At 48.9% G+C, this 372-nt stretch carries 1 protein-coding gene; it reads left to right on the top strand.

Annotated elements, in window-relative coordinates:
- Nucleotide 1: 1 nt before the first annotated feature.
- Nucleotides 2-372: GTP-binding protein (locus ACTHTA_RS11430; protein WP_406795249.1), on the top strand; the 371-nt coding region annotated here is incomplete at its 3' end.

The raw sequence follows: 372 nt of genomic DNA, 5'->3' as shown, positions 1-372 counted from the left end.
CATGGCTAAGGAAAAATTTGAACGTAGCAAACCGCACGTAAACGTTGGCACCATCGGTCACGTTGACCATGGTAAAACCACTCTGACTGCTGCTTTGACTACTATTTTGGCTAAAAAATTCGGTGGCGCTGCAAAAGCTTACGACCAAATCGACAACGCTCCTGAAGAAAAAGCTCGTGGTATTACCATTAATACCTCACACGTAGAATACGAAACTGAAACCCGTCACTACGCACACGTAGACTGCCCGGGCCACGCCGACTACGTTAAAAACATGATTACCGGTGCTGCCCAAATGGACGGCGCGATCTTGGTATGTTCTGCAGCTGACGGTCCTATGCCACAAACTCGCGAACACATCCTGTTGGCTCG

The sequence above is a fragment of the Neisseria sp. P0013.S005 genome (genome assembly GCF_051958425.1).
Taxonomy (GTDB): domain Bacteria; phylum Pseudomonadota; class Gammaproteobacteria; order Burkholderiales; family Neisseriaceae; genus Neisseria; species Neisseria subflava.
The sequence above is the reverse complement of the archived record's forward strand: the minus strand, read 5'-3'. Positions and strand labels throughout refer to the sequence as shown.